The following is a 22,709-nucleotide window of genomic DNA, read 5'->3' as shown; positions in this document are numbered from 1 at the left end:
CCCACCCGGACGCCCGCGCGGCGACCGGCCACCACCCCCACCGCCGCGGCGGCGGAGCAGGCCCAGCTGGGGGAAGCGCATCGGCATCGCGCTGCTGGTCGTCGTGGTGCTGCTGGGTGCGTTGGTGTTCTACTTCGACAGCATGCTGCAGCGCACCGCGGCCCTGGACTTCGAAGGCCAGGTCGGCAACTCGGCGGGCAGCAACTGGCTTCTGGTGGGCTCGGACTCCCGCGAAGGCCTCGACGACGCCCGGCGCGAGGAGCTCTCCGCCGGTGATGCCGGAGGGCGCCGCACCGACTCGATGATGCTGGTGCACATCCCCAGCGGCGGTGGGCAGCCGGCACTGATCAGCCTCCCGCGCGACTCCTACGTGTCCATCCCCGGGCACGGCAAGACCAAGCTCAACTCGGCGTTCGCCTTCGGCGGGCCGCAGCTGCTGGCCCAGACCGTCGAGCAGAACACCGGCGTGCACATCGACCACTACGCCGAGATCGGGCTGGGCGGGTTCGCCGACCTGGTCGATGCCGTCGGCGGCGTCGACCTGTGCTTGGACAAGCCGATGGACGACGACATGGCCAACGTGCACCTGCAGCCCGGCTGCCAGGAGCTCGACGGACCGCAGGCGCTCGGGTTCGTCCGCGCCCGCAAGTCCCTCGAGGGCGGTGACCTCGAACGCGCCGAGAACCAGCGCAAGGTGCTCGGCGCCCTGGTCGACAAGGGCACCAGCCCCGCCACGCTGATCAACCCGTTCCGGTTGTTCCCGCTGGCTTCCGGTGCGAGCAAGACCTTCCTGGTCAACGACTCCGACCACATCTGGCACCTGATGTCGCTGGCCCTGGCGCTGGGTGATGTCTCCGGTGGTCAAGGCGTGACCACCCAGGTCCCCTTCGGGGACTTCGGCACCGACAGCGACGGCGGGTCGGTCATCGTCTGGGACAAGCAAGAGGCCCGCCAGATGTTCGACGCCATCAACAACGACCAGCCCATCCCGCCGGAGCTGCTCGGGCAGTAGGAAGCACCGCTGAACAGCACGGAGGTGGGCCGTCCCGGGAGAAGGGGCGGCCCACCTCCGTGGTCGGTGGCTGGCGCACCGGGGTCAGCCGGCGAAAGCGGCCAGCTGGCCGGGACCACCGTTGAAGGCGTCCTGGCCGCCCGGCAGCGGCCCGCCGTCGGAGTGCTGCCAGAACGAGTGGAAGTTCCAGCCCGCCGGCAGCGGGCCGATCTCCTGGGCGTACCGGGCGATCCACAGCGGGTTGTTCGCCGCGACGTCCGGGTTGGCGCCCGTGCACTGGTTCCACCACGACGCGGTCGTGTAGATGACCGGTGCCCTGCCCGTGCGCGCCTGGTAGGTGCTGGAGAAATCGGCGATCCAGCGCGACATGCTCGCCGGGTCCAGCCCGTAGCAGATCTCGCCGTAGGGGTTGTGCTCGATGTCGAGGACCCCGGGAAGCGTGCCCGACCCCGGCCTCCACGCGCCGCCGTTGTCGACGAAGAAGTGTCCCTGCACCGCGCCAGTGCTGCGGTCGGGCAGCGCGAAGTGGTAGGCGCCGCGCACCATTCCCACCGCCGCCGCACCGTGGAACTGCTGCGCGTAGGACGAGCTGCGGAACCCGTGGCCCTCGGTGGCCTTGACGTAGGCGAACCGCGCCCCGTCGGCATGCGCCCGGGACCAGTCGACCCGTCCCTGGTGGCCGCTGACGTCCATGCCCGCCAGCGCACCGGCCGGAAGCTGCCCGGAAGCCCGCTCACCGGAGGCCTCACGGCCCGCGCTGTAGCCGATCCACGCGCCGTGGGTGTCGCGCGGATCCAGCCGGGGTGCTGCGGCCTGCGCCGGGGTGGCGGCGCCGACCAGGGCGGCCACCACGGCAAGCAACACCAGCGAACCGCTGCGGCGGGGCGATGCGGCGCGACACCGGTGACGACCGGACGGTGGGAACATCTCTGGCCTCCTCACTGGACACCGGCACCCCGCCAGGCGGGGTGCCGGTGTGAGAGCGGGCAGGTCGCGGCGGGCTCACACCGCGGTCTGGCCGGGAAGGTCGTTGACGGCTGATCTTGCGGGCGCTCGCAGACGATAACCCGACGTCATCGCCCCCGCCCGATCACGACGCGCGCACGCGTCACACCCTCGGGGGGACTCGCAGATCACACCGGTCCACAGTGTGTCCACTGTGGTCTGGATCATGGCCGGTTGGAGATTCCGGCGCCGCTGCGGTAGCCCTGTGTGCATGGCACAACGACACGGCGGCCGGGGCGGGCCCCGGCACAGCGGCTCCCGCACCTCACCGGCCCAGCAGCAGCGCGACCCCACCGCCGCCCGCGGCGACGCGCAGCGGTTGCGCCATGAACTGGGCGGCATGCACGGCGCCAGCTACGGCCGCTACAAGTCGCTGACCGGATCCTGGCGCTTCGACGGATTCACCCTGCAGGTGCAGCGCGTCCAACCCGACCCCTACGCCCCTGCCAGCCGCGTGCAGGTCACCGTCGATGCCGACCACGCAGCCCTGCCCGCCGAGCTCCACGACAACCCGGTGCGCGCCCGCGCCCTGGCCGGTCACCTGGTGCGGCAGCTGCACCGCGCGCTCGGCGACAGCAGGCTGCGGGTCGACGCAGGCGATCAGCAGGTCCTCGACCGAAGCTCCTGCCAGATCCGGCAGGGCGCGGTGCGAGTGCGCATGGGCATCGACCTGCCCGGCCGGGGGCGCACCATCGACGGTCGCGCCGCCGAACGCACCCTCTGCGACGAACTGCCCGAAGCGGTCGAGACCGCGCTGCGCTGGTCCACCGCCGACCAGCAGCAGGCCCGCGCGTTCGTCGACAGCGTCGAGGACACCCACGCCCTGCGCGAGGCGCTCACCGAACGCGGCTGGGTGGCCTTCGTCGCCGACGGGGCGACCCTGCCGCGCCGCAGCGGCATCGACGAACGCCCCCTGACCAGCGGTGTCGCGTTCTCCTCCCCGGAATCGATGCGCGCCACCGTGCACCTGCCCCATCGCGGCGAGGTCACCGGCATGGCTGTGCCCGAAGGCATCACGCTCATCGTCGGCGGCGGCTTCCACGGCAAGTCCACCCTGCTGCGCGCCCTGGAGCAGGGCGTCTACGACCACGTTCCCGGCGACGGCCGTGAGCTGGTGGTGGCGCGCGCCGACACCGCCAAGGTCCGCGCCGAGGACGGCAGGCGCGTGCACCGGGTGGACGTCAGCCCGTTCGTCTCGCACCTGCCCACCGGTGCCGACACCCGGGACTTCTCCACCGACAACGCCTCCGGATCGACCTCGCAGGCCGCCGCGATCACCGAGGCCGTCGAGGCCGGGGCCCGGGTGCTGCTGGTCGACGAGGACACCGCGGCGACCAACCTGATGATCCGCGACGCCCGCATGCAGGCCCTGGTGGCCAAGGACGCCGAGCCGCTGACGCCGTTCGTCGACCTCATCCGCCCGCTGCGCGCCACCCACGGGGTGTCCACGGTGCTGGTCATGGGTGGCTCGGGTGACTACATGGACGTCGCCGACCGGGTGCTGATGATGGACGCCTACCGGGCGCGCGATGTCACCGACCATGCCCGGGAGCTCTCGCAGGCCCGCCCCACCGGGCGGCGCAGCGAAGCCGACAGCTACCCGCCGCTGGGCCACCGGGTGGTCGACCCGCGCTCGATCCCCACCGAACGCCCCAAGGTCCGCGCCCGCGGCACCGACGCGCTGACCCTCGGTGAGTCCACGGTGGAGCTGCGCGGTGTGGAGCAGATCGTCGACGCCTCCCAGGTCACCGGGATCGGCCTGGCACTGGTGAGCTGCGCGCGGCGGGGTGCGCTCGACGGGCGCGCCAGCATCGCCGAGGTGTTGGAGGCGCTGGCCGCCGACATCGCCGAACGCGGGGTGGAGGCCGTCGACGAGCGGTTCGTGGGTGATTTCGCGGTGCCCCGGCCGCTTGAGGTGGCTGCGGCGCTCAACCGGCTGCGGGTGCTGCGGGTGAGCGCGTTGCGGCGGTGACGGCGGTTTGCCCGCACCACTGCTGGGCATCCCAGTGGTGGCCCCGATGTGGCGGGAAGGGGCGCGAAATGCCTCGAACGCGATTCCGGCACTCCGGCGCGACCGGCTACGACGATCGCGCCCACGCCGGACAGGTACTGGTCGGGCACCTGCACGGCTTGGACCTGGTCGACCCGGTGGTGTTCGGTCTGGCGCGCGGGGGTGTTCCGGTGGCCGCCGAGGTGGCGCGGGAGCTGGGCGCCCCGCTGCGGGTGTGCGTGGCCCGCAAGATCGGTGCGCCGGAACAGCCCGAGCTGGCGCTGGGCGCGGTCACCGCGCACGGCCCGCCGGGCTACGACCACCGGCTGGTGCGGTCGTTCGGGCTCGACATCGATGATCTGGCGGCGGCCTGCGAGCGCGAGCGCGCTGAGGCCGCGCGTCGCGAGCGCCTGTACCACGGTGAGCCGGTGGAGCTGGCCGGTCGTGATGCGGTGCTGGTCGATGACGGGCTGGCCACCGGTGCCACCGCGCGGGCGGCGCTGCGGATGCTGGCCGAAGCCGGGCCCCGGCACTTGGTTCTTGCGGTGCCGGTGGGTTCGCCGGAGTCGGTGCGCGCGTTGCTCGGTGAGGCCGATGCGGTGGTGTGCGTGCTGCAACCGGTGGGTTTCGCCGCGGTCGGGCAGTTCTACCGCGATTTCGCCGCCACCACCGATGAGGAGATCAACGCGCTGCTCGCCGAGCTCGGCGAGCAGCGCTGAGACCGATCACCGTGCGCGCCGCGGTAGGTCCGGTGGGTGATCTTGGCTGGTGGCGCCGCGGGCGCGTGGGGGTGATCTCGGGGGGTTCGGCGGGGTCTGTAGATAATGCTTGCGCATCGCCTTCACCACGCCCAGCCTGGACGCGCTAACCTCTCCGCACCTACTCCTGTGCTGCGACAAGCCCGGGATCCGGACGACACGTGCCGGACGGTCCGGGCGCGTGGTGGTCGGGGTGGAGTTGGTACTGGAATCGGGTTGATTGGTTCGCTATGACTGCCGCTGGACATTCCGACCACTCGTCGTCACAGGCGGGTAAGCACGGCCCGCCCTCGCGTCGCTCGGGCAGACGCGGTGAGGAGGCGGGAGCCGAGTCGGGTTACTCCTCGGAGGTCGCTCGTCAGGTCGGCGAGGCGACCGTGGCGCTGAGCGAGCGGCTGCGCGATCCGGGTGTGGCGCACAGCGTCGAGGAGATCGAGAAGGTCATGCGTGGTTTCTCGCTGACCGTGGAAGGCATGTCCGGTGGCCTGTCCGGGGTGACCGAATGGCTGCGCGCGGCCGGTCACGTGGGGCCGCTGTCGGGGCACGCCAGCGTGATGTCCGAGCGCCTGTCGCACATCGGCAAGGAGCTGTCGCGGTTGGCCGATGCCATAGAGCAGGCACAACAGCGCGCCAGCTGAGTCACCGAGCACCCGGGCCCGGGTTGCCGGGTTCCTCGTGCCACAATGATCATGCGCGGTGGCGCCGGGTTTCCAGGTGCGAGAGGTCCGTGCGCAGGGGTTTGCGAGCGGTACCGATGATGGCGGGCGGCATCCCGGTGAGGTGCTCACCGGTCGAGCCTGGCGGTATCGCGGGGGCGGTGCCCGTCCGCTGAGGTTCGACATCGCCTGCGGCATCCGGGTTTTCGGGTGGGCGGGCGATGCTCGTCGTGTGTGGAGGTGGCCCGGTTGGATCGCGGCAGTGCCGGAGACTCCTCTGCCGCCTTCGATTCGCTGTTCCGCGACGTGCTCGCCGGTTCGGGTGAGGCGGTCGCGCAGTCGGCGGCGCTGAGCGCGCTGCTCGACGAGCAGGCGCACGAGGTGGTGTCCAAAGCGGTGCGGGCCACAGTGGACTGGGGTTCTCCCGAGTTGGACAGCTCGCACCTGTTGTGGGCGGTCACCCAAGTCCCGGCCACGGCCGAGCTGCTGAGTTCGTCGGGCGTGCGGGTGGTTGAGCTCGCCGAGGCGGTGCGCTCGGCGGTGATCGCCGTGCAGGAACCGTTGTTGCAGGGCTCTCCGGTGCTCTCGTCGGCGGCTCGGCGGGCGCTGCTGGGTGCTTACCGGCAGGCGTTGGCCGAGGGCGCCGATGTGGTCGGTGCGCGGCACGTGGTGCTGGGGTTGGCCGCGGACGCCGATTCGGTGGCCGGGCGTGCGCTGGCGCGGGCCATCGAGCTCGGTGAAGGCGGTGGCGGTCGCAGCGTGCTGAGCTTGACCCCGCGGCTGGACGAGTTCGGGATGGATCTCACCGAGCTGGCGCGGGCGGGCAAGCTGGATCCCGTGGTGGGCCGGGACTCGGTGATCGAGCAGGCCATCGAGGTGCTGGGCCGGCGCTCGAAGAACAACCCGGTGTTCGTGGGTGATCCGGGCGTGGGCAAGACCGCGATCGTGGAGGGTTTGGCGCGGCGGATCGTGGCTGGTGAGGTGCCGTGGTCGTTGGCGGATCTGCGGGTGGTGTCGCTGGATCTGGCGGGGATGGTGGCCGGGGCGAAGTACCGGGGCGAGTTCGAATCGCGATTTCGCGACGTGCTCACCGAGATCCGCGCCAACCGCGAGTCGGTGCTGGTGTTCATCGACGAGCTGCACAGCATCGTCGGTGCCGGCGCCGGTGAGGGGTCGATGGACGCGGGCACGATGCTCAAACCCGCCCTGGCGCGTGGCGAGGTGCGGCTGCTGGGTGCCACCACGGTCGAGGAGTACCGCAAGCACGTGGAGAAGGATCCGGCGCTGGAGCGGCGTTTCGCGCCGATCATGGTCGATGAGCCCAGCGTGGAGGAGACCGTGGTGGTGCTGCGGGGTTTGCGGGAGCGGTACCAGCGCCATCACCGGGTGCGCATCGACGAGGCCGCGCTCAAGGCCGCCGCGGAGCTGTCCCAGCGCTACATCGCCGACCGGTTCTTGCCGGACAAGGCGGTGGACCTGCTGGATCAGGCGTGCAGCCGGGTGCGGTTGCGGCGGGGCGGGCAGGTGCGCTCGGCGGCGGTGTTCGAGCCGACGGTCGTTGCCGACGACGTCGCCGATGTGGTGGCCACCCGCACCGGGATCCCGGTGGCCGATGTCAGCGCCGAGGACGTCTCGCGCCTGCTGGGCTTGGAGGAGCAGTTGCAGGCCAAGGTCATCGGGCAGGACGCGGCGGTGGCGGCGGTGGCCGAGGCGGTGCGGCGGGCCCGGGTGGGTTTGGCCGACCCGGAGCGGCCGATCGGCAACTTCTTGTTCTTGGGGCCCACGGGTGTGGGCAAGACCGAGCTGGCCCGCGCCTTGGCGCAGGCGCTGTTCGGGGATGCGAACCGGTTGTTGCGGCTGGACATGGGGGAGTTCCAGGAGAAGCACTCGGTGTCGCGACTGATCGGTGCCCCGCCCGGTTACGTGGGCTACGGGGAGTCGGGGCAGTTGACCGACCGGGTGCGCCGTCAGCCGTACTCGGTGGTGCTGCTCGACGAGGTCGAGAAGGCGCATCCGGACGTGTTCAACACGTTGCTGCAGGTGCTGGACGCTGGGCGGTTGACCGATTCGCAGGGCCGCTTGGTGGATTTCCGCAACGTCGTGGTCATCATGACCTCGAACCTGGGGGCCGATCGGATCCTGGATTCAGGTGGTGACCCGGCGGCCTCGGCGGTGGTGGTGCTGGAGGAGCTGCGGGGCTTCTTCCGCCCGGAGTTCATCAACCGCATCGACGATGTCGTGGTGTTCCGGCCGCTGGGCACCGAGCAGTTGCGGCGCATCGGCGGTCTGCTGCTGGAGCGCACCCGGGCGCAGCTGGCCGACAAGGGGATGCGGCTGTCGGTCACCGATGCCGGTTTGGACTGGCTGGTCGAGCGCGGCCACCAGCCGGAGTTCGGTGCCCGCCCGCTGCGGCGGGTGATCTCCCGGGAGCTGGACAACCGGCTGGCGCGGCTGGTGCTGGGCGGTGAGGCCAGTGCCGGCGATGAGATCACCGTGGATGCCGCCGCCGGGGAGTTGCGGTTGTCGGTGGGCCAGGTGTGGCGGCCGGTGGCCGGGGGGAGGCATGCCGCGCCCGGCGAGAACTCGCCACTTCCCGCCCAGAGGTCGGGTGCGTTCGGGTGATCGCCTTCCCAGGCGGGTTCGCTCTTGGCATGGTGGGCTCTTGATCGTTTCCGGCGTGGAGGGTGGTGGCGGGTGCGGGTGAGCGGGCAGCCGTACGTGGTGATGCGGGACCTGAGCTACGCGCCCCGGGTCGGCAACGCGCACCGCATGGACCTGTACCTGCCGCCGGAGGCCGCCGGCCCGTGCCCGGTGGTGGTGTGGTCGGCGGGGTCGGCGTGGCTGGCCGACAACGGCAACACCGGCGGTGAGCGGGTCGCGCGTGCGTTGTGCGGGCGCGGCTACGCGGTGGCGGCGGTGGCGGTGCGTTCCAGCGGGCAGGCCCGCTTCCCGGCGCAGGTGCACGACGGCAAGGCGGCGGTGCGCTGGTCGCGCGCCAACGCCGCCCGCTACGGCTTGGACGCTGATCGCATCGCGGTGATGGGCAATTCCTCGGGCGGGTGGCTGGCCAGCATGCTCGGTGCCACCGCGGGTGTGGTGGCGTTGGAGGGTGATCTCGGGCCGACGTCGGTGTCCAGCGAGGTGCAGGCGGTGGTGGACCTGTACGGGCCGACGGATTTCCTGCTGATGGACCGGCACATGCCCGAGGGGGCACTGGAGCGGTTCAACCAGATCACCGGTGGCAGTCGCGGCCATGACGATGCCGTCTCGCCGGAGTCGCGGTTGATCGGCGCCGAGATCCAGGCGGTGCCCGGCCGGGTCGCCGAGGCCGATCCGTCGCGGTGGGTGCGCCGGGGCGGCCCGCCGTGGCTGATCCTGCACGGCACGGCCGATCCGCTGGTGCCGTTCCACCAGAGCGAGCTGCTGCTGGCCGCGTTGGAGCGCGCCGGGGTGCCGGCGACGCTGTACGAGATGAGCGGGCGGGTGCACGAGCACGATTACCTCGACGAGGCGAGTGACTTCACGCCGCGGCGGGTGCGGCACGCCGCTGGGGGCTCGGTGGTGGGTCAGGCTCCGGCGACGTGGGAGCTCATCGCTGATTTCCTCGACGCCGCCTTGCGCTGACCACCCGGAAGTTCACACGAAAGTGGCAGTGCTTGTTGTGGGGTGCTGGCCGCTCCTACGGTGGTGGTGCGGTTTCGCCCGGTCGTCGCCGTGCGCGCTGGTCGGTGATCGTTCCAGCGCACAGGCGTTTCGACGCGGCGCACGTGAGTTCGCAGGCACCGGACCGTCCAGCACGAAGGGGGTAGCGTGATCGTCTCCAGATCCTTGCCCGCACAGGCATCCCACGGCTCGGGCGGCATCGTCGCGCCCCGCAGCGCCGCTGACGCCGAACCCGGCGGTGGCGCGTCGCATTGGGCGTTACGAGTGCGCGTGACGTGGCCCGAACGGGGCGTGGTGGTGGTCAGCGTCAGCGGTGAGATCGACATGGCCAGCCTGCCGCGCATCACCGAGGTCGTGCGCCAGCGCTTGACCGCCGCCCGACTGCACACCGCGATCGTGGACCTCGAACAGGTCGGGTTCGCCTCCAGCGCGGTGCTGGAGCTGCTGATGCTGGCCTCCAACGCCGCCGGCCGCCGCGAAGTGCGGCTGCTGGTGGTACCCGGTACCGGGCGGGTGAGCAGGTTGCTGGAACTGACGGGCCTGTCAGCGTTGTTCGAACAGGCCGCGACCGTCGACGAAGCGCTGGCCCAAGCGCGCGAGTAGGCCGTGTCGGGGCGCGGTGGCAGGATCGCCCAGGTGAACACCTTCGTGGCGCTGCTGCGCGCGGTCAACCTCGGTTCGCACGCGCGGCTGCCGATGGCCCGGTTGCGGGAGATGCTCGGCGAGCTCGGCTGGCAGCAGCCCCGCACCTACCTGGCCAGCGGCAACGCGGTGTTCACCGCGCCGCTGGAGGCAGGTGCGGTGGCGGTGGCGCTGCGGGAGGAACTGGCTGCCAACGGCCTGGACACCGAGGTGATGGTCCGCACCGGCGAGCACCTGCGCGCCCTGGCCGCAGCCGGTCATCCCTTCGCCGCGCCCGGAGTGGAGCACCCGAAGCTGCAGGTCGCCTTCCCGCTGCACCCGGTGACTCCCCAGCAGGTGGCGGCCATGCCCGTTCCCGGCGGCGAGACCGCACGCGCCGCTGACGGGGAGGTGTTCCTGCACTACCCCGACGGCGTGGGCCGCTCGAAGCTGACCACCGCGCACCTGCAGCGCCACCTGGGAACGCCGGTGACCTGCCGGAACTTCGGGACGGTGCGCGGCTTGGCGCAGATGTGCTGAGAATTCGCGCGCGCCGCCACCCGCGATGCCGGTAGCATCGCCGGCGTCCTGCCGCCGGCGACAGAGGTGCCCGTTGCTCATCTGAGGTCCGCGATCACCACGCGAGAACACCCGCACCAACCCCACGTGGGGTTGTCGTTGGCGGGGCGCGTGGAAGCGACCTCGATGACCGGGACCCCGCTGGTGGGCTGCCTGACCGGATCATCGCCGCGTGGTGCTCGCCGCACATGCAACCCCACCCGTTGCCCGGCGAAGGCGAGATCCCCCATGTCAACACCCACTCCTGCTTCGGTGACCTGCACCGAGATGTCGTTCACCTGGCCCGACGGGACACAGGTGTTCTCCGGTGCCACCGCCGGTTTCCCCACCGGCGTCACCGGACTCATCGGCGGCAACGGCAGCGGCAAGTCCACGCTGCTGCGCCTGCTTGCCGGCGAGCTGACCCCCACCTCCGGAGCCCTCAGCGTGCCGGGCACGCCCGCGTACCTGCCGCAGACCATCACCCACCACCTCGACGTGCGCGTCGATGAAGCCCTTGGCATAGACGGCACGCTGCGGGCACTGACCGCGGTCGAATCCGGCGAGGTCACCCAACAGCACCTGGACACCATCGGGCAGGACTGGGACGTCGAACAACGCGCCCACGCCCTGCTGGCCACCCTCGGACTCGACCGGCTCGCCCTGGACCGCCGCGTCGCCGAGCTCTCCGGCGGCCAGACCGTCCTGCTGCACCTGGCCGCGCTGCTGCTGGTCCGACCCGAGGTTCTGCTGCTCGACGAACCCACCAACAACCTCGACCGAGGGGCCCGCCACCGGTTGCGGGAGGCGGTGCGCGGCTGGCGCCACGGGGTGCTCATCGTGGTCTCCCACGACCGCGAACTGCTCGAAGACGTCGACCGCATCGCCGAACTGCACGCAGGTGAGATCACCTTCCACGGCGGCGGGTACTCGGCCTACGAGCAGGCCGTGGCCACCGCGCAGGCCGCCGCCGAACGCGACCTGCGCGCCGCCGAGGCCGACGAGCGCCGCCAGCAGCGGGAACTCGCCGAAACCCAGGTCACGGTGGCCCGCCGCAAACGGCAAGGCGCCAAATCCGCCGAGAACATGCCCAAGATCCTCGCCGGTGCCCGGCAACGCGCCGCGCAAGAATCCGCGGGCAAGCTCACCGGCGTCCAGCAGCAACGCCTGCAGGCCGCCCGCGAGAGGCGCCGCCACGCCGAACAGGCGCTGCGCAGCGACGATCAGATGCGCCTGGAGTTGCCCGGCACCCGCGTGCCCGCCGGCCGGGAGGTGGCGCGGCTGCGGGAGGTGGTGCTGCCGCACACCGGGGCGCTGCTGGGCCTGGACGTGCACGGGCCGCAACGCATCGCGCTCCTGGGCGGCAACGGCACCGGCAAGACCACCCTGCTGCGGCTGCTGGCCGGAACCGCCGAGCAGCAAGCGGGCGAGGTGCGGGTTCCGGTGCCCGCTCGGCTCCTGCCGCAACGCCTCGACGTCCTCGACCCCGGTCTGAGCGTGGCCGCAAACCTCGCCCGAGCCGCCCCGGCGCTGACCGACAACCAGGTGCGCGCGCAGCTGGCGCGGCTGCTGTTCACCGGTGCCCGCGCCGACCAGCGGGCAGGCACCCTCTCCGGTGGGGAAGCGCTGCGGGCGAGCCTTGCCGCGGTGCTGCTGGCCGAACCATCGCCACAGCTGCTCATGCTCGACGAACCCACCAACAACCTCGACCTCGCCAGCAGCGCGCACTTGGCCGCCGCGCTGCGCGCCTTCCAGGGTGCGTTGATCGTGGCCGGTCATGACGTGGCGTTCCTGCGCGAGACCAACCCCACCCGCTGGTTGCTGCTGAGCGACACCCTCACCGAGATCCCCGCCGAGGACGCCGCTGAGCTCTAGCGGCCGCTCCAGGTGTGCGGGGTCTTGTCCAGGAACGCCCGCACACCACTGCGGAAGTCGTCGCTGCCGAACACGGTGCGCACCAGGTCGTCTCCGTCGGGCATGGTCGCCAGCCGCAACCGGCGCACCGCCTCCTTGGATGCCCACATCGTCAGCGGCGCGTGCTGCACGAGCCGGGAGCACATGGTGTCCACGACCGAGTCGAGCTCGCCGACGTCGCACAGCTCGGTGACGAACCCGGTCTCGTGGGCTTCTTCTGCGGTGAACATGCGGGCGCGCAGCAGCATGTCCTTGGCGCGGGAGGGGCCGAGGTGGAACACGAGCATGGAGTAGGTGTTCATGGCCAGGCAGTTGCCCAGGGTGCGCGCCACCGGCACCCCGAACCGGCCGCTGGTGGTCGACACCCGCAGGTCGCAGGCGGCGGCCAGGGCGATGCCCGCGCCGACGCAGTAGCCGGAGATCGCCGCCATCGTGGGCACGGTGGCGGCCTCCAGGCGTCCGAACACCGCCTCCATGCGCTGCTCGTAGGCCACCCCGTCCTCACCGCTGGTGAACTCGGCGAACTGGGCGATGTCGGTGCCGGCCACGAACGCCTCCTCACCGGCACCGCGCAGCACCACCACCCGGATGTCGGGGTCGGATTCGGCGCGGTCGATGGCGGCCACGAGCCCCTCGTACATGGCCCAGCTCAGGGCGTTGCGCTGGGCGGGGCGGTTGAACGTCACCCGCAGCACGGGTCCGTCGGCGGCCACCAGCAGTTCATCGGACATCGGCATGTTCCTTCCTCCCCGCCCGATGGCGGGCCAGCAGTGGTGCGGTGAGCATGGCGGCCGCGATCAGCAGGACCACCACGGCGATGGGCTCGGTGGCCAGCAGCCACATGTTGCCGTCGAAGATCGCCGAGGACTGCACCAGCGCCTTCTCCAGCAGACCGCCGATGACCACGCCCACCACCAGCGGCGCCATCGGCAGGTCGAGGCATTTCATCCCGTAGCCGACGAACCCGAAGATCAGCACGAGCACGACGGAGAAGGGGTTGTTGTCGATGGCGAACGCGCCCACGAAGCTGGTCACCAGGATCAGCGGGTAGAGCAATCCGTAGGGCACGCGCAGCAGTTGGGCGAAGACCGGCGCCAAGGGCAGGTTGAGCACCAGCAGGATGACGTTGCCGATGAAGAACGACACCAACAGGCCCCACACGAGCTCGGGCTGCTCGGTGAACAGCAGCGGGCCGGGCTGGATGCCGTAGACGGTCAGCGCACCCAGCAGCACCGCGGTGGTCGCGCCGCCGGGGATGCCGAGGGTCAGGGTGGGGATGAAGTTGGCGTTGGCGGCGGCGTTGTTCGCGCTCTCCGGCGCGGCCACACCTTGGATGGCGCCGCGGCCGAAGTTCTCCCGGTTGCGCGAGACCCGCTTCTCCAGCCCGTAGGCCAGGAACGACGCCAGGGTCGATCCGGCGCCGGGCAGGGTGCCCAGGGCGAAACCGATCAGGCTGCCGCGCCCGATCGCCCCGGCCGAATCACGGATGTCGCGGCGGCGGATCACCAGGTCGCGGAAACCCGCCCTGATCGGCCGCGCCCCGCCGACCCGGATCTGGTGCAGCACCTCACCGACGGCGAACAACCCGATGACGACCTCCACGTAGGGGATGCCCGACAGGAGGTTGATGCTGCCGAAGGTGTAGCGCGCCTGCCCGGTGCCGGCATCGATGCCCACGCACGCGATGAGCACACCCACGCAGGCCATGGCCGCCGCGCGCAGCGTCGACCCAGTGGTCAGCACCACCATGGTCACCAGCGCCAGCACCATCACCGCGAGGTTCTCGGGCGGCCCGAACCGCAGCGCCACCTGCGCGATCGGCGGTGCCAGCGCGGCCAGCAGGACCAGCGAGAGGACGGCCGCGGAAAACGAGCCGATCGCCGCGATGGCCAGCGCCGCACCGGCCCGGCCCTGCCGCGCCATCTGATAACCGTCCAAAGTGGTCACCACGGTGGCGGCCTCGCCCGGAGTCGACAGCAACACCGAGGTGATCGTCCCGCCGTACTGGGCGCCGTAGTAGATCCCGGCCAGCAGGATCAACGCGGTGACCGGCTCCACGGTCAACGTCAGCGGAATCAGGATCGCCACCCCGGTCGCCGACCCCATCCCGGGCAGCAGCCCGATCACGGTGCCCAGGACGACCCCGGCGAAGCACCACAGCAGGTTCGTCGGCGTCAACGCCGTCGACACGCCCAACAACAGGTTCTCCCACACCCGACCCACCCCTCCCTAGAACCCGAAGATCCCGGTCGGCAGCGGCACGGCGAGCAACACCGCGAAGACCACCCACACCCCACCGGCAACCGCCACCGAGAACGCCACCGCCGGAACGAGACGCCGACCCTCCAGCCAGGTGGAGATCACCAGCACCAGCCCACCGAACGCGCACACCATGCCCACCACCGGCACCGCCAGCACGGTCACCGGCACCAGCACGAACACCCGCCGCAGGATCCACGCCCGCTGGCTGGCCGTGCGCCCGACATCATCGGTGCCCGACCCGGCCTCACCCGACGCACCCGGCTGGGACAACTGGCGTCGCAGCATCACCGCAGCCAGCAGCGCCAGCAGCCCACCGGCGACCATCGGCACGAAACCCGGACCGATCCGTCCCTCATCGCCGAACACCCCGTACACCGGGGCCGACAACGCGACACCCGCGCCCAGCACCACCAGCCCGGCGGCCAACCACACCTGCCCACCTCCGGTGCTCATCGGCTCACCACCAGATCCAGCTCGCCCTGCGCCCCGGCCAGGTACGCCCCGAACTCCTCACCGAACGCGGGCCGGGCCTGCAGGAACTCCGAGGCCACGTACTCGTGGTAGGCAGGGGAATCGGCGAAGCGCCGCGCCGCCTGCACCCAGAACCGCCGCGCCTGCGGGTTGAGCTCACCCGGGGCGATCACCCCGCGGAACTGCGCGAAGACCACCCCCACCCCCTGCTCCACCGACGTGGGGATTCCGGCGAGTTCGGGGTAGGTGTAGCGCTGGTCGGCGAACACGCACAGCGCCTTGAGCTCCCCGGCGCGCAACTGCCCGATCACCTCGCTGGGGTTCAGCGACGCCAACTCGACCTGACCGCCCAGCACCGCCGCCATCGACTCCCCACCGCCCTCGTAGGGCACGGTGTCGAGATCGGCGCCGGTGGTGGCGCGGATTTGGGAGAACACCACCGCATCCGGTCCCATCGCCCCCGAGATCGCGGCCAGGACCCGGCGGTGCCGGGCCTGCTCGACGGCATCGGCGCAACTAGTGATGGGGGAGTCGGGGCGGGCCACCAGCAGGGTGAAGTCCTCACCGACCTTCATGATCGGGGTGAACGAGCGGTGCGAGAACGCCACCTCCACCGACGCCGGCAGCGACAGCAGCGACGTCTCGGTGGCCAGCAGGTACTGCGGGGAACCGGTCTTGCCCAGCAGGTAGGAGTAGCCGACCGCGCCCTGCCCGCCCTCGCGGTTGTCCACGCTGATGTTCAAGCCCGGGGTGACCGACACCAACCCGTCGGCCACCGCGCGCCCGGCGATGTCGCTGCCGCCTCCGGCGGCGAAGGGCACCACCATCGTCACCGGGCCCACCGGCCGATCCGCGCCCGCCGCATCGTCCGAGCCGGGCCCGCTACCGCACCCGGCGCAGGCACCCGCCACCGCGGCCACCGCCATGATCAGGGCTAACGCACGCATCGCTCCTCCTCGAGCTCGCGCCGCGAAAAGAGGTCTCAGGGCTCGGCGATGACTCCCGCCTGCGCCAAGCCGGCGATCTCGTCCTCACCCACGCCCAGCTCGGCGAGGACCTCACCGGTGTGCTCACCCAGGACCGGACCCGCCGAGCGGCGCTGCGGCGGGGTGTCGGAAAGCCGCATGGGCGAGCCGATCTGACGCACCGCACCCAGCTGCGGATGCGGTGCGTCCCAGAAGAACCCCCGCCCTGTGAGGTGCTCGTCGGTGAACACCTGCGCGGTCTCGGCGATCGGCGCGCACGGAACCCCGGCGGCCACCAGCGCATCCACGATCCCGGCGGTGGTCCACCGGGTCGTTTCCCGCTCGATCGCGGCGATCAGCTCATCCCGGTGCTGGTAGCGGTCGTAGGAGGAGCTGTAGCGCTCATCGTCGAGCAGCTCGGCCAGCCCCAGCGCACGGCAGAACGCCGGCCAGGTCTTCGGGGTCGTGGCCCCGACGGTCACCCACCCGTCCTTGCTGCGCACCGCCTGGTACGGGGCGCTGTTCTGGTGCGCCGAACCGTGCTTGCGGCCGCTGTCGCCGGTGGCGAAGAACGTTCCGGCTTCCCACACCGCCAGCGACGCACCGGCTTCGAACAACGACACGTCGGCGACCTGGCCGCGCCCGGTGCGCTCGCGGGCCCGCAAACCCGCCATCGCGCTCATCGCCGCGTACAGCCCGCACACCAGGTCGCACACCGGCACCCCGACCTTCACCGGGGCACCGCCCTCCTCGCCGGTGATGCTCATCAGGCCCGCGCGGGCCTGGGCCATGATGTCCAAACCCGGCTGGGACGCCAACGGCCCGTCCTGGCCCCACCCGGACACCGCGACGTAGACCAGCCGCGGGAAGCGCTCCCGCACCACCTCGGGCCCGAACCCCAGCGCCTCCAGCGCGCCGGGACGCAGGTTCTCGATGAGCACATCAGCGGTGACCAGGAGCCTGTCGAGCACGCTCTTGCCCTCGTCGGTCTTCAAATCCACCGCCAGCGAGCGCTTGTTGCGGTTGAGCCGGACGAAAGGGGAGGAGTGCTCCTGCAGGAACGGCCCGGTCTGGCGCACCGGATCACCACCCGCGGGGTTCTCCACCTTCACCACGTCGGCACCGAGATCGGCCAGCTGCATCGCCGCGTAGGGCGCTGCCATGAACGCACCGATCTCCACCACGCGCACACCATCTAGCGGAGCTGACTCTGATCGGGTACTCAATCCACGCCTCCCACCACGCCGGGCGACACGGCGGCTACCGTGATCGGCATCACCTGACTTTTGTCTACAGCAGGCAGTTCGTGGCTGACAAGCTCGGCGGAGCAGGTTGCTCCACCCGAGGCAAGAGGATCACGTCGAGCACCGAAGGAGACTCGTGACCGGATCCGCGGACAACACCACCAGCGCCCCGCACATCGTCGGGCCGCCCAGCCTCGTCGAACTCGCTGCCGCCACGCTGCGCCGCATGATCGTCGGCGGCGACCTGCTGTGCGGGCAGCGCATCGTGGAGAACCGGCTCACCGGTCAGCTCGGCATCTCCCGGCCACCCCTGCGCGAAGCCCTGCGCGTCCTGGAACGCGAAGGCCTCGTTCGCCAGGTGCCCCGCAAGGGCGTGATCGTCACCCCGCTGACGCTGCACGACATCTACGAGATCTGCACCTTGCGCGCCGAGTTCGAACGCCTGGCCATCCGCCTGGGCGTTCCGGTCACCGACCCCGCCCGCCGCGCCCGCTGCCAGCAGGCCCTGCAATCCATGACCGCCGCCGCCCAGGCCGGCGACCGGCCCGCCTACCTGGAGCGCTCCTTCGAGTTCCACGTCTCCGTGGTCGGCCTGTCCGGACACGCCCGCCTGGAAGAGGCCTACCGCTCGCTGCAACTCCAGTTGATGCTGTCCATGGCGCTCAACCGCCGCGCCCGCGAGGAGCACGAAACCCTCGACGGCGACGTCGCCCGCCACACCCGCCTGTTGGAGATCATCGACGCCGGAGACCCCCAGGCCGTCCTCGACGAACTGGCCACCCACGGCGACCGCAGCTTCCTCGACGGCATCGAGGACACAGTGGACGGACACACCGACGTCGCGCTGGCCTGGCTGGCCCAGCAGCGCACCAGCTGAGAGGAACCCCGTTGAACGACCCGCTGACCGTGACCGTCGACGACATCACCCCCGAGATCGACCCCGCCGCCTTCATCGCCCCCGGCACCAGCCTCATCGGCCGCGTCACCATCGGCCCCCGCGCCAGCATCTGGTACGGCTCGGTGCTGCGCGGCGACCAGGAGACCATCACCATCGGCGAGGCCACCAACATCCAGGACGGCAGCGTCATCCACGCCGACCCGGGATTTCCCGCCGACATCCACCCCGAGGTCACCGTCGGCCACCGCGCTGTCCTGCACGGCTGCACCGTGGAAACCGGCAGCCTCATCGGCATGGGCTCGGTCGTGCTCAACGGTGCTCGCATCGGCGCGGGCTCCCTGGTCGCCGCCGGAGCGGTCGTGCTCGAAGGCACCGACATCCCGCCCGGCTCCCTGGTCGCCGGAACCCCCGGCAAGGTCCGCCGCCAGCTCACCGACGACGAACAAGCCGCACTCAAGCTCTCCGTCGAGCAGTACCTCAACCTCGCGGCCAAGCACCGCAACGCCCTGAGCTGAGCGACGAGAACACCCAGCTCGCCAGTCACCACGGCCGCTGCCCTGACTCGAGTGCTGCCACCGGCCCTCGCAGTCGGGGCAGCGGTCCGGTCATCCTCGGTTGCCCGGACCCTCACCCCACGCGGTCAGCAGGGCGAGCACGGCGATCACCACGCTGCGCTAGCAGCGCTTCCGCCAACGGCGAGCAGGAACTGACAGTTCGCCGACGCCAACATCGCAGCCACGAACACCGCCCGCTGCGCCCACTGGTCCGCGGCACCGGCCTGCCCACCGGGGACGACCGCGACGAAGTGGACGATCGTGAACGGGTGGAGCAGAGTCATCGCCACGAGCACCGCCCAGGCCCGCGCGGGACGCGGCTGGGCCGCCCAAGCCCGGTTTGGCGGCATCGGCGGCGTCGGTGTCTTAGCGTGTTCCGGTTGTGAACCACGCGTGCTGACTGGCCGAGTGAGCGTGCCGACTGGGGCAGTTCGGAGGCGCCGAGAAGCAGTGCGAGCACGGTGGCCCAGTGCGCGGGACTGAGACCTCGCGCCGGAATGCCTCCTACTCGGGTGGTACCAGGTGGGCGTAGACCACGATGTTGTCGTCGTAGCTGCGGGTGGCGGTGTCGAATCGGCCGCCGCAGGTGATCAGCCGAAGGGCCGCGTGCTGGGTGGGGCCGTAGACGCGCTCGGTGGGGAAGGCGTCTTTGGGGTGTTGGCCGAGGGCATCGACCCGGAACGTGGCGGTGGTGCCATCGGCGCGGGTCACCAGGATCGGATCGTTCGGGCGGAGCTGGTCGAGCCGGTAGAACACCGCCGGGCCGTCGTGAGAATCGATGTGGCCCAGGATCGCGGCCGGGCCTTGCTCGCCGGGGCTGGGCCCGCCTCGGTACCAGCCGGCTTGGCCGAAATCGGTGGGGACCTCGACACTGCGGTCCGGGTTGAGACCCAGGGACGTCAGACCGGTTTCGACGTTGATGGTCGGGATGCGGAGGAAGACCGGGGGCGAGTGCGCCATCACCGGGCCCTGGGTGTCCTCGCGGTGGGCGTTCGTCGCAGGCGCGACTCCGGCGGTCCTGGCTGCCGGAGTCGCTGGCTGGATCGACTCGGTGGTCATCCCCACGGTGATCGTGGCCAGTCCACCCAGGCCCATGACCGCGGCGAGCACCGAGGCCGTGAGGCACCGGCGTCCGCCGCGGTCAGATGACCTGTCCGGGCGAGGGGTCATCACTGCTGTTGAGGAGTTGTTCCCTCGTCATCGGCCGAGCGCCGGTGGGCCGCGTAGGCGGCGGCACCGACACCGGCGGCCAGCATCCCGGCCCCGGTGCCCAGCAGTGCGTTCTGGGTTGCCGACGAGTCACCGGCGGTGCCGCCGCCACCGGTGTCGGCACCACCAGCGGGGGCACCACCGGCGGAGTTGAGCTCGCCATTGACGCCGTTGGGAAAGAACCCGCCCTTGGTTGCCGCGCCCGGAGTGAGGTAGACGATGTTGAGGACCTCCCCAGGGGTGCGACCGAAAGCGATGCCGTTGGCATCGGTCGGGGTGATGTTGGCCTTGCCCTCGACCTCGATGCCCTGGTCCTTGCCGTTGTCCAGCTGACCGCGAGCAGCCGAGATCTTGTTCGCACCCTCGATCAAGGCCGGCGTCTCCTCGCCCATGGTGTAGAGGGCGGTGCGGATGTTGGCCGCGTGGTAGGCCTCCACAGCCAGGATGCCCGCGGCGGCGTCCAGGAATGTCTTGTTCTGCACCAACGGGGCCGCGCCCTTGTAAGCGGTCACCCCGACGTCCTCGAAGATGAACGCCGCCAGCAGGAAGTTGGCGTCGTTGGCGTAGGCATCGAACTGCTCGTTCGGCCCGATCGCTCCGGAGGCCCGCGCGGCTGCGGTGAACGCTTCGTTGATGTCGATGGCCGGTTCGGCCACCGCCGACGAGCCCAGCGCGGTGCGCAGGAACCGCACGTGCTCGAGCTCGTCCTTGGCGATCTCCTCGGCGTACTGGCGCACCACCTTGGACTGGAATGGCACCTGCTTGCCGCCGCTGACCTGCCCCTGGGTGCCCTGACCACCGGTCAGCGAGGAATCCAGTCCCTGGCCGAACGCGGCGCGCTGGTAGAACTCCGCTTCCAGGTATTCCAGGTTCAGCGCGAAGTTCAGGATGGCCGGATCTGAAATCCCGCCCCCTTCGCCGCTCTGGGCGGCCGCGACGCCCGCGCCTCCCAGGGAGCTGGCGGCGACCGCGCCCGCGCCGGCCAGCCCGAACGCCTTCAACAGGCTTCGCCGGTCCGTGGCGTTCTCGGCGCTGCGGTTGATCGCAGCGGTGATGAAAGCCCTGTCAAACCCCATCGGTGCTCCTTACGATCGAAGGCGAAGCCGGCACCGCGGTCACAGGCACTGGGCGGGCCCGTGTGGCTCCCAGCACGGCCGTTCAGCCGACCCCCTGCCCATGGGATTGGACGTGCCCCTCGTCAAGAACGCACAACCAAGACACTCGGGAAGGTGAACTGTTACCTCCTTCGGGAGGTGTCCACTTGCCGCGCAGTGGTTGATCTGCCAGGCAATGCATCGCGCACTAGCCAAGCCCTCCTCCAGGGCCGGGGCGCTTCTTGCGCGAAAGGCGCCCACAGCAACGATGGTTCAGGGGCCAGGGCCGCAGTCCGGCGGCCAGGTGCGGGGTCGAGAACGAGCAGCGGTCCAGCATGGACGTGGTGCGAAGGCGACAGCCGGGCGGCGTCTGCGTCACGGACCTCGCGCGGGCGGTGCGCAAGCTCGGTGATCGCGGCCTCGAGGTAGCGGGTGGTGAACAGCATCGCGTTCCGTACGAGTCCGAGGCGCCGAGTTGGTCTTCCATGCCTTCGTAGTAGCGCGGGATCAGTGCGCCACGCTGGTCTTGAAAGATCCGCCGGGCCGAGGCGTGGCGGCCTCGTTGGGTGGGCCTGGGATTGATGTCGCGGCGGTGGCCGGTGTCGTTGCCAAGCACGTGCAGCGATGCACGGGATAACCGGACACGACCTTCCCGACGAGACCGGCGGCCTGGTCGTCGACCATGTTCAGCGCCCTGTTCCTGACGCCGACTGTGCGGGTTGTGGCGGGCGTTGCCGGTCTGCACCGGCACGACGAACCGCATCCCGTCCACGCTGGCCACACGCCCACCACCCCGAATCGGAGCGAGCCCGATGCGGGCCCGGTCCGCACAGCGCGGCGTTGGCGTTGGCGATCGTGTCGCGGCATCCACGTGCGCAATCCGGTCGCGGGTCAACGCCGCCACACCGGGTCTGATCACCGAAGGCCCAGCCGCGAATCTGCACGCCTCGCTCACCCGCGATGCGCGCACTGCGCACCCGCTGCGAACCAGCCACGCGAACGTCCGGCCCTCGACGCCGAGACCCCGCCACGATTCGGGGACCCGGGGAACCACATACCGCTAACCTAAGCGGCCGGACACGACCGTGGCGTCGAGCTCGTCGCAGCGCGACACCCGCGCCACCAGGCCTGCCGCGCTCATGAGCCCCGCGGTGCCCTCGGCCTGTTCGCGGGAGGTCTCCACCAGCAGCACACCATCCGGAGCCAGCCAGCGCGGTGCCTGGACGATCACCCGCGCCTGCACCGCCAGACCGTCGGCCCCACCGTCCAGAGCGCTGCGGGGTTCGTGGTCACGAGCCTCCGGAGGCATCAACGCCACCGCGTCGCTGGGAACGTAGGGGGCATTTGCGGTGATCACCTGCACTCGGCCCGCCAACTCGTCGGGGAGAGGGGCTAACAGATCTCCCGTGACCACGTGCCCTGCAGGCAGGTTCAGCTCCGCGCAGACCGTCGCGCGCTCGTCGACATCGCACGCCCACACCTCCGCGTCCGGGCGCTCGGCACGCACCGCGGCGGCCACCGCACCCGAACCGCAGCACACGTCCACCACCACAGCACCCGCACCAAGGCCCTCCAGGGCGAGCTCGACGAGGTGCTCGGTGCGACGCCGGGGCACGAACACCCCTGGCGCCACCGCGATCCGCACACCCCGGAACCACGCCCACCCCAGCACCTGCTCCAACGGAAACCCCGACACCCGAGCACCGAGCATCCGCTCCAACCGCTCCGGGTCATCACCGGCCTCGCCCAGCAGCAGATCCGCCTCGTCCTCGGCGAACACGCACCCCGCCGCCCGCAGCCGAGCGGTCACCTCATCCCGCGCCACACCCACGCCC

21 protein-coding genes are annotated in these 22,709 nt (G+C 71.0%); 11 read left to right on the top strand and 10 right to left on the bottom strand.

What is annotated here, in order from left to right; all coding sequences use genetic code 11:
- Positions 1 to 1,012: LCP family protein (locus E1161_RS26070; RefSeq protein ID WP_235875318.1), on the top strand; the 1,012-nt coding region annotated here is incomplete at its 5' end.
- Positions 1,013 to 1,096: 84 nt separating this feature from the next.
- On the opposite strand, the gene E1161_RS26065 is transcribed toward E1161_RS26070, so the two are convergent.
- Entirely contained in the window at positions 1,097 to 1,939 is an 843-nt protein-coding gene (locus E1161_RS26065) for a lysozyme (protein ID WP_132627382.1), read from the bottom strand.
- A gap of 289 nt (positions 1,940 to 2,228) precedes the next feature.
- On the opposite strand from E1161_RS26065, the gene E1161_RS26060 reads away from it, so the two are divergent.
- The 8 genes from E1161_RS26060 to E1161_RS26025 all read left to right on the top strand — a co-directional run bounded on the left by E1161_RS26060 (position 2,229) and on the right by E1161_RS26025 (position 12,138).
- Positions 2,229 to 3,989: an ABC-ATPase domain-containing protein gene (locus E1161_RS26060; protein WP_132627381.1), complete on the top strand. Its 1,761-nt coding sequence runs from the start codon at positions 2,229 to 2,231 to the stop codon at positions 3,987 to 3,989.
- Positions 3,990 to 4,057: 68 nt separating this feature from the next.
- The gene (locus E1161_RS26055; protein ID WP_132627380.1) at positions 4,058 to 4,726 is read left to right on the top strand and encodes a phosphoribosyltransferase; all 669 of its coding nucleotides are present in this window, start codon (positions 4,058 to 4,060) and stop codon (positions 4,724 to 4,726) included.
- A 269-nt stretch (positions 4,727 to 4,995) separates the two neighbouring features.
- Positions 4,996 to 5,403: a hypothetical protein gene (locus tag E1161_RS26050; RefSeq protein ID WP_132627379.1), complete on the top strand. Its 408-nt coding sequence runs from the start codon at positions 4,996 to 4,998 to the stop codon at positions 5,401 to 5,403.
- A 267-nt stretch (positions 5,404 to 5,670) separates the two neighbouring features.
- Positions 5,671 to 8,043 (top strand): ATP-dependent Clp protease ATP-binding subunit, encoded by a 2,373-nt coding sequence (locus tag E1161_RS26045; RefSeq protein WP_132627378.1) that lies wholly within the window; start codon positions 5,671 to 5,673, stop codon positions 8,041 to 8,043.
- A gap of 78 nt (positions 8,044 to 8,121) precedes the next feature.
- Complete coding sequence (locus E1161_RS26040) at positions 8,122 to 9,045, top strand: alpha/beta hydrolase (protein ID WP_132627377.1); 924 nt, start codon at positions 8,122 to 8,124, stop codon at positions 9,043 to 9,045.
- A 186-nt stretch (positions 9,046 to 9,231) separates the two neighbouring features.
- Positions 9,232 to 9,687, top strand: a complete 456-nt coding sequence (locus tag E1161_RS26035) for an STAS domain-containing protein (RefSeq protein ID WP_132627376.1) — start codon at positions 9,232 to 9,234, stop codon at positions 9,685 to 9,687.
- Between the two features lie 33 nt (positions 9,688 to 9,720).
- Positions 9,721 to 10,245, top strand: a complete 525-nt coding sequence (locus tag E1161_RS26030; RefSeq protein ID WP_165939947.1) for a DUF1697 domain-containing protein — start codon at positions 9,721 to 9,723, stop codon at positions 10,243 to 10,245.
- A 267-nt stretch (positions 10,246 to 10,512) separates the two neighbouring features.
- The gene (locus E1161_RS26025; protein WP_132627374.1) at positions 10,513 to 12,138 is read left to right on the top strand and encodes an ATP-binding cassette domain-containing protein; all 1,626 of its coding nucleotides are present in this window, start codon (positions 10,513 to 10,515) and stop codon (positions 12,136 to 12,138) included.
- On the opposite strand, the gene E1161_RS26020 is transcribed toward E1161_RS26025, so the two are convergent.
- Genes E1161_RS26020 through E1161_RS26000 form a run of 5 tightly spaced genes read right to left on the bottom strand, consistent with a single transcriptional unit; the run spans position 12,135 to position 17,065 of the window.
- On the bottom strand, positions 12,135 to 12,908 hold the full coding sequence (locus E1161_RS26020; RefSeq protein ID WP_132627373.1) for an enoyl-CoA hydratase/isomerase family protein: 774 nt from the start codon (positions 12,906 to 12,908) through the stop codon (positions 12,135 to 12,137). The two genes, E1161_RS26025 and E1161_RS26020, sit on opposite strands and share 4 nt — an antisense overlap.
- Positions 12,898 to 14,391: a tripartite tricarboxylate transporter permease gene (locus E1161_RS26015; protein ID WP_132627372.1), complete on the bottom strand. Its 1,494-nt coding sequence runs from the start codon at positions 14,389 to 14,391 to the stop codon at positions 12,898 to 12,900. Before E1161_RS26015 ends, E1161_RS26020 begins: the two co-directional genes overlap by 11 nt.
- A gap of 15 nt (positions 14,392 to 14,406) precedes the next feature.
- Positions 14,407 to 14,892, bottom strand: coding sequence for a tripartite tricarboxylate transporter TctB family protein (locus E1161_RS26010; protein ID WP_132627371.1), 486 nt, complete (start codon positions 14,890 to 14,892; stop codon positions 14,407 to 14,409).
- Positions 14,889 to 15,857 (bottom strand): tripartite tricarboxylate transporter substrate binding protein, encoded by a 969-nt coding sequence (locus E1161_RS26005; RefSeq protein ID WP_235875316.1) that lies wholly within the window; start codon positions 15,855 to 15,857, stop codon positions 14,889 to 14,891. Before E1161_RS26005 ends, E1161_RS26010 begins: the two co-directional genes overlap by 4 nt.
- A 35-nt stretch (positions 15,858 to 15,892) precedes the next feature.
- Positions 15,893 to 17,065: a CaiB/BaiF CoA transferase family protein gene (locus tag E1161_RS26000; RefSeq protein ID WP_268951427.1), complete on the bottom strand. Its 1,173-nt coding sequence runs from the start codon at positions 17,063 to 17,065 to the stop codon at positions 15,893 to 15,895.
- A 190-nt stretch (positions 17,066 to 17,255) separates the two neighbouring features.
- Here E1161_RS26000 and E1161_RS25995 point away from each other — a divergent pair, with 190 nt between their 5' ends.
- Both E1161_RS25995 and E1161_RS25990 read left to right on the top strand, forming a co-directional pair.
- Complete coding sequence (locus E1161_RS25995) at positions 17,256 to 17,996, top strand: GntR family transcriptional regulator (protein ID WP_235875314.1); 741 nt, start codon at positions 17,256 to 17,258, stop codon at positions 17,994 to 17,996.
- Positions 17,997 to 18,007: 11 nt separating this feature from the next.
- Positions 18,008 to 18,532, top strand: a complete 525-nt coding sequence (locus E1161_RS25990) for a gamma carbonic anhydrase family protein (RefSeq protein ID WP_207920413.1) — start codon at positions 18,008 to 18,010, stop codon at positions 18,530 to 18,532.
- 146 nt (positions 18,533 to 18,678) lie between these two features.
- Here the strand turns inward: E1161_RS25990 and E1161_RS27430 are convergent, their stop codons facing one another.
- The 4 genes from E1161_RS27430 to E1161_RS25970 all read right to left on the bottom strand — a co-directional run bounded on the left by E1161_RS27430 (position 18,679) and on the right by E1161_RS25970 (position 22,705).
- Complete coding sequence (locus tag E1161_RS27430) at positions 18,679 to 18,855, bottom strand: hypothetical protein (protein WP_165939946.1); 177 nt, start codon at positions 18,853 to 18,855, stop codon at positions 18,679 to 18,681.
- Between the two features lie 220 nt (positions 18,856 to 19,075).
- Complete coding sequence (locus E1161_RS25985) at positions 19,076 to 19,681, bottom strand: class F sortase (protein ID WP_235875313.1); 606 nt, start codon at positions 19,679 to 19,681, stop codon at positions 19,076 to 19,078.
- A 59-nt stretch (positions 19,682 to 19,740) separates the two neighbouring features.
- A complete protein-coding gene (locus tag E1161_RS25980; protein ID WP_132627369.1) occupies positions 19,741 to 20,856 on the bottom strand; it encodes a ferritin-like domain-containing protein in 1,116 nt (371 codons plus the stop codon).
- Positions 20,857 to 21,934: 1,078 nt separating this feature from the next.
- Positions 21,935 to 22,705 (bottom strand): putative protein N(5)-glutamine methyltransferase, encoded by a 771-nt coding sequence (locus tag E1161_RS25970; protein ID WP_165939948.1) that lies wholly within the window; start codon positions 22,703 to 22,705, stop codon positions 21,935 to 21,937.
- Positions 22,706 to 22,709 lie beyond the last annotated feature (4 nt).

The organism is Saccharopolyspora aridisoli, from assembly GCF_004348445.1.
In the GTDB taxonomy this organism is placed as follows: domain Bacteria; phylum Actinomycetota; class Actinomycetes; order Mycobacteriales; family Pseudonocardiaceae; genus Saccharopolyspora; species Saccharopolyspora aridisoli.
This window is presented reverse-complemented; position numbering and strand designations above follow the sequence as displayed.

Bases quoted from the DNA above. Each gene is read 5' to 3' on its own strand.
- E1161_RS26065 (WP_132627382.1), bottom strand. From the start codon at position 1,939: ATGTTCCCACCGTCCGGTCGTCACCGGTGTCGCGCCGCATCGCCCCGC.
- E1161_RS25980 (WP_132627369.1), bottom strand. From the start codon at position 20,856: ATGGGGTTTGACAGGGCTTTCATCACCGCTGCGATCAACCGCAGCGCC.
- E1161_RS27430 (WP_165939946.1), bottom strand. From the start codon at position 18,855: ATGACTCTGCTCCACCCGTTCACGATCGTCCACTTCGTCGCGGTCGTC.
- E1161_RS26060 (WP_132627381.1), top strand. From the start codon at position 2,229: ATGGCACAACGACACGGCGGCCGGGGCGGGCCCCGGCACAGCGGCTCC.
- E1161_RS26010 (WP_132627371.1), bottom strand. From the start codon at position 14,892: ATGAGCACCGGAGGTGGGCAGGTGTGGTTGGCCGCCGGGCTGGTGGTG.
- E1161_RS26025 (WP_132627374.1), top strand. From the start codon at position 10,513: ATGTCAACACCCACTCCTGCTTCGGTGACCTGCACCGAGATGTCGTTC.
- E1161_RS26050 (WP_132627379.1), top strand. From the start codon at position 4,996: ATGACTGCCGCTGGACATTCCGACCACTCGTCGTCACAGGCGGGTAAG.
- E1161_RS26020 (WP_132627373.1), bottom strand. From the start codon at position 12,908: ATGTCCGATGAACTGCTGGTGGCCGCCGACGGACCCGTGCTGCGGGTG.
- E1161_RS26055 (WP_132627380.1), top strand. From the start codon at position 4,058: ATGCCTCGAACGCGATTCCGGCACTCCGGCGCGACCGGCTACGACGAT.
- E1161_RS26005 (WP_235875316.1), bottom strand. From the start codon at position 15,857: ATGCGTGCGTTAGCCCTGATCATGGCGGTGGCCGCGGTGGCGGGTGCC.